This is a genomic window from Cupriavidus sp. 01L46, assembly GCF_056399905.1.
This window is the reverse complement of record NZ_JBFTSF010000429.1, coordinates 1-5286: the sequence shown is the minus strand read 5'-3', so window position 1 is coordinate 5286 and position 5286 is coordinate 1. Positions and strand designations below refer to the sequence as shown.

Annotated in this window: 3 protein-coding genes and 2 pseudogenes; 3 read left to right on the top strand and 2 right to left on the bottom strand. The window is 66.7% G+C overall.

Annotated features, from left to right (window positions below; genetic code table 11):
* Positions 1-490 (bottom strand): annotated as a pseudogene (locus AC1DS3_RS36050) (cobaltochelatase CobT-related protein); the annotation flags it as partial.
* Complete coding sequence (locus AC1DS3_RS36045) at positions 490-1467, bottom strand: AAA family ATPase (protein WP_477129082.1); 978 nt, start codon at positions 1465-1467, stop codon at positions 490-492. The pseudogene AC1DS3_RS36050 and the gene AC1DS3_RS36045, both read right to left, overlap by 1 nt.
* Before the next feature lie 206 nt (positions 1468-1673).
* Between AC1DS3_RS36045 and xsc the strand changes: the two genes are divergently transcribed.
* From xsc to AC1DS3_RS36030, 3 genes and pseudogenes are all read left to right on the top strand, one after another.
* Positions 1674-3506 (top strand): sulfoacetaldehyde acetyltransferase, encoded by a 1833-nt coding sequence (gene xsc / locus AC1DS3_RS36040; protein ID WP_477129081.1) that lies wholly within the window; start codon positions 1674-1676, stop codon positions 3504-3506.
* An 84-nt stretch (positions 3507-3590) separates the two neighbouring features.
* Positions 3591-4375, top strand: a pseudogene (locus tag AC1DS3_RS36035) (phosphate acyltransferase).
* The gene (locus tag AC1DS3_RS36030; RefSeq protein WP_441641487.1) at positions 4372-5133 is read left to right on the top strand and encodes a sulfite exporter TauE/SafE family protein; all 762 of its coding nucleotides are present in this window, start codon (positions 4372-4374) and stop codon (positions 5131-5133) included. The pseudogene AC1DS3_RS36035 and the gene AC1DS3_RS36030 overlap by 4 nt, the downstream one beginning before the upstream one ends.
* Positions 5134-5286: the final 153 nt, after the last annotated feature.

Sequence of the window (5286 nt, the reverse complement as noted above, 5' to 3'; positions counted from 1 at the left end):
CTTCCAGCACCGGCCAGCCCGACAGGCGCGACCATGCGATCTGCGCCACGGTGTACAGCAGGATGCCAAGGTGGCTCTCGGCCAGCCCGCTGCGATGGAGCGCGCGCGACCATGCCGCGAAGCGGTGGCGCAGGTTCTGCGCGACGCCCGGCATGCCGTCTGGCAGTTGCGACTCGCAGCGCAGTTGTTCCAGCAGTTCGAACACCAGCCTTTCCAGCGGATCTGCCGGGCACAACTGCTTGTGCAGATCCGCGTCCGAATGCGCGAGCCGGAGTGCCGCCCCATCCGCCGCGCCGCGCAGGCAGGCAAAGTCGTCCGCGTGGGGATCGGTGCGCAGGTGCGGCGCATGCAGCGGCAGCGGCCGCAGATCGCGGCACAGGCGGCCGTCACGATAATGCAGCGCGCGGTCGCCAGTGAGCGCGCGCACCACCGCCGCGCACAAGGCCTCGCGTTGCTGGCCGCGGCGGCTTGCCTGCCGGGGCGGCGGCATCAGCACGGCTGCGGCGCGTCGCCGAGCGCGGCTTCCACCTCCCGGCCAAAACAGCGCTGGAAATACTCGCCCACGATCGGGCGTTCGGCGTCGTCGCATTTATTGAGAAAGCTCAGCCGGAACGCCAGCGCCGGATCGCGGAAGATCTGGCAATTTTCCGCCCAGCTGATCACCGTGCGCGGCGACATCAGCGTGGACAGGTCTCCCGTGGCAAAACCCTTGCGCGTGAGCTCGGCCACGCTCACCATCGATGCGATCAGCGCGCGGCCGGCGTCATCCGCCAGCTCCGGCACGCGGGCCAGCACGATGCTGGCCTCTTCCGCGCGCGGCAGGTAGTTGAGCGTGGCGACCACGTTCCAGCGGTCCATCTGCGCGTGGTTCAGCATCTGGGTGCCGTGGTACAGGCCGTTCAGGTTGCCAAGGCCCACGGTGTTGGTGGTGGCGAACATGCGGAACGCCGGATGCGGATGGATCACGCGGTTCTGGTCGAGCAGCGTGAACTTGCCGTCGCGCTCCAGCATGCGCTGGATCACGAACATCACATCGGGGCGGCCCRCATCGTACTCGTCGAAGATCAGCGCCACCGGGCGCTGCAGCGCCCACGGCACGATGCCTTCCTGGAACTCGGTGACCTGGCGGCCGTCGCGCACCACGATGGCGTCCTTGCCGACCAGGTCAAGCCGGCTGATATGGCCGTCCAGGTTCACACGCACGCAAGGCCAGTTCAGGCGTGCCGCCACCTGCTCGATATGGGTGGACTTGCCGGTGCCGTRCAGGCCCTGCACCATCACGCGGCGATCCCGCGTGAAGCCGGCCAGGATCGCCAGCGTCACTTCGGGGTTGAAGCGGTAGGCCTCGTCGATCTCCGGCACGTGGTCGTCGCGCTCGCTGAATGCCGGCACCATCAGGCCGGARTCGATGCCAAACAAGGTGCGTGCCGCAACCATCTTGTCCGGTTTGCCAGTCACGGTATCCATCACGTCGGTCTCCTTTGGGTGCCTTGGGTTGGGCGCCTTTGGGCGCCGCCCTTTCAGCCATGATAGATCAGTTTCGTTTTTAGATACAAATCATCTCGTTTATTGGTTTCACCTATTGACCTTCGACTTCATGCGACCTACATTTCTGGAAATAAAATTTTTCGGGACGATTAGTTCCGTTTTGATAACCAGACTGGAGACACACCATGAGCGAACGCCTGCCTGAAACCATCAAGACCACCACGCTGCCCGCCACTACCGGCCCGCAGGAGATGACCCCGTCGGAAGCCTTTGTCGAGACCCTGGCCGCCAATGGCGTCACCGACATGTTCGGCATCATGGGCTCCGCCTTCATGGACGCCATGGACATCTTCGCCCCCGCCGGCATCCGCCTCATCCCCGTCGTGCACGAGCAAGGCGCTGGCCACATGGCCGACGGCTATGCCCGCGTCTCGGGCCGCCATGGCGTCGTCATCGGACAGAACGGCCCCGGCATCAGCAACTGCGTGACCGCCATCGCCGCCGCTTACTGGGCGCATAGCCCGGTCGTGATCGTCACCCCGGAGGCCGGCACCATGGGCATTGGCCTGGGTGGCTTCCAGGAAGCCAAGCAGTTGCCCATGTTCCAGGAGTTCACCAAGTACCAGGGCCACGTCACCCACCCCGCGCGCATGGCCGAGTACACCGGCCGCTGCTTCGACCGCGCCATGGCCGAGATGGGCCCGACCCAGCTCAATATCCCCCGCGACTACTTCTACGGCCAGATCAAGGCCGAGATCCCCCAGCCCCAGCGCCTGGACCGCGGCCCCGGCGGCGACCAGCGCCTGGACGAAGCCGCCGAGCTCATCGCCAAGGCCARGTTCCCCGTCATCATCTCCGGCGGCGGCGTGGTCATGGCCGATGCCATCGAGGAGTGCCAGGCCCTTGCCGAGCGGCTGGGCGCGCCGGTGGTCAACAGCTACCTGCACAACGACTCCTTCCCCGCCAGCCACCCGCTGTGGTGCGGCCCGCTGGGCTACCAGGGCTCCAAGGCGGCCATGAAGCTGCTCGCCCGCGCCGATGTCGTCATCGCCCTCGGCTCGCGCCTCGGTCCCTTCGGCACCYTGCCCCAGCACGGCATGGACTACTGGCCCAAGCACGCCAAGATCATCCAGATCGACGCCGACCACAAGATGCTCGGCCTGGTGAAGAAGATCTCGGTGGGCATCTGCGGCGATGCCAAGGCGGCTGCCGTGGCGCTGACCGCGCGCCTGGCCAGCCGCACGCTGGCCTGCGACGCCTCCCGCGAAGACCGCGCCGGCCAGATCGCCGCCGAGAAGGCCGCCTGGGAGAAGGAACTCGACGCGTGGACCCACGAGCGCGACCCCTACAGCCTGGACATGATCGAGGAGCAAAAGCAGGAGCGCACGCCCACCGGCGGCCACTACCTGCATCCGCGCCAGGTCCTGCGCGAGCTGGARAAGGCCATGCCCGAAGACGTGATGGTCTCAACCGACATCGGCAACATCAACTCGGTGGCCAACAGCTACCTGCGCTTCAACAAGCCGCGCAGCTTCTTTGCCGCCATGAGCTGGGGCAACTGCGGCTATGCCTTCCCCACCATCATGGGCGCCAAGGTGGCCGCACCCCACCGCCCGGCCGTGTCCTACGCCGGCGACGGCGCCTGGGGCATGAGCCTGATGGAGACCATGACCGCCGTGCGCCACAATATCCCGGTCACCGCCGTGGTGTTCCACAACCGCCAGTGGGGCGCGGAGAAGAAGAACCAGGTGGACTTCTACAACCGCCGCTTCGTCGCCGGCGAGCTGGACAACCAGAGCTTCGCCGAGATCGCCCGCGCCATGGGTGCCGAAGGCATCGTGGTGGACAAGCTGGAAGACGTCGGCCCGGCGCTCAAGCGCGCCATCGACCTGCAGATGCACCACGGCAAGACCACCATCATCGAGATCATGTGCACCCGCGAGCTCGGCGACCCCTTCCGCCGCGACGCGCTGGCCAAGCCGGTGCGCATGCTCGACAAGTACAAGGACTACGTCTGAGCCAGTGAGTGAGCGGGCGCTTGGCCGGTGGCCGGAAGCAGCGCCCGCTGCTYCCGGCCATATTCCATTTTGAGCGACCCCATCATGAAAGCGATCAACCGCATCATCGAGCGCGCCCGCGCCAAACCCAGGCGCATCGTGCTATGCGAGGCCGAAGACCCGCGCATCCTGCAGGCCGCACAACGCGCTGCCCGCGAGGGCATCGCGCGCATCGTGCTGGTGGGCGACGCGGCGCGCATCCGCCAGGCAGCCGCCAGCGAGGACATCGACCTGGACGGCATGGACGTGATCGACCCCGCCACCTCCGCGCTCACGCCGTCCCTCGCGCAGAAGCTGTTCGCCCTGCGCGCCTGGTGGTGGATCCCGACGCCTTTGCGCTGGCCGAGATCGCAATGGCCGCGGCCGACAGCGCGCAAAACCTGCTGATGGATGCACCGCGCGTCGCCATGCTGTCGTTCTCCACCAGCGGCAGCGCMCGGCATGCCGCGGTCGACAAAGTGGTGCAAGCCACGCGCCTGGTGCAGGCGCAGCGCCCGGCGCTGGCCATCGATGGCGACGTGCAGCTCGATGCCGCCATCGTTGCCGAGATCGCCAGGAAAAAGATCGAGCACTCAAAGGTGGAAGGCCGCGCCAATGTGCTGGTCTTTCCCAGCCTGGAGGCCGGCAATATCGGCTACAAGCTGGCCGAGCGCGTGGGCGGCGCCAAGGCAATCGGGCCCTTGCTGCAAGGGCTGCAAAAGCCAGCCAACGATCTGTCGCGCGGCTGCAGCGCCGACGATGTGTTTTACGTGATCGCCGTCACCGCGGTGCAGGCGCAAGCCGCCGTGCAATCCCAACCGGAAGCCCCGATGGCCGCATGCCAGCCATGACCGCGGACCACCTGCTGCCGCTGCTCGCGCTGATGGGCGCGGCAAGCTACTTCCAGACGGTGACCGGCTTTGGCCTCGGCATGATCGTGATGGGCGCGACCAGCGGGCTGGACCTCGCGCCGGTGGCGACCGTTGCCACGCTGGTAAGCCTGGTGACGCTGGCCAACAGCGCCGTGGCGCTGCCCGGCAAGCTGCATCACATCGACTGGCGCGCGGCGGGCGCGGCCACGCTCGGCATTCTGCCGTCCGTGGTGGCCGGCGTGCTGATCCTCGACTACCTGAGCAGCGCCGCCGCCGGCATCCTGCAATTGCTGCTGGGCGCGGTGGTGCTGTACGGCGGCGTTAGCGCCACGCTGCGCCCTGCTCCCCTGCTGCGGCGCTCCGGCAACCGCAGCTTCTTTGTCAGCGGCATCTTTGGCGGCTTGCTCAGCGGCATGTTTGGCGTGTCCGGGCCGCCGCTGATCTTCCAGTTCTATCGCCAGCCGCTGTCGCTGGTGGAGATCCGCTGCGCGTTGATTCTTGTGTTCACTGCGACCTCCGTGACGCGCACCTTGTTCAGTGCATGGCAAGGGCAGCTCAGCGCCGACATCTGGATGCAGGCGGCGCTTGCCGTCCCGGTTGTGGCATTGACCACGATGGCGGCCCGGCGTTTTCCGCCACCGCTTTCGGCGGTGGCAACGCGGCGGATTGCGTTTGGGGTGCTGGTGGTGATCGGGGGGTATTTGATGCTGCCGGGGCTGGTTGATCTGGTGACTTAGCCCGCCAATCAGGGACCGCCCCCAACTTTTATCTGCATACCCCCTTGTATTTTTCGCCAGGTGCGATATAGTCCTGCCCTCGCGTGCGGCTGTAGCTCAGTTGGATAGAGTACTTGGCTACGAACCAAGGGGTCGTGGGTTCGAATCCTGCCA

Bases quoted from the DNA above. Each gene is read 5' to 3' on its own strand.
- AC1DS3_RS36030 (WP_441641487.1), top strand. From the start codon at position 4,372: ATGACCGCGGACCACCTGCTGCCGCTGCTCGCGCTGATGGGCGCGGCA.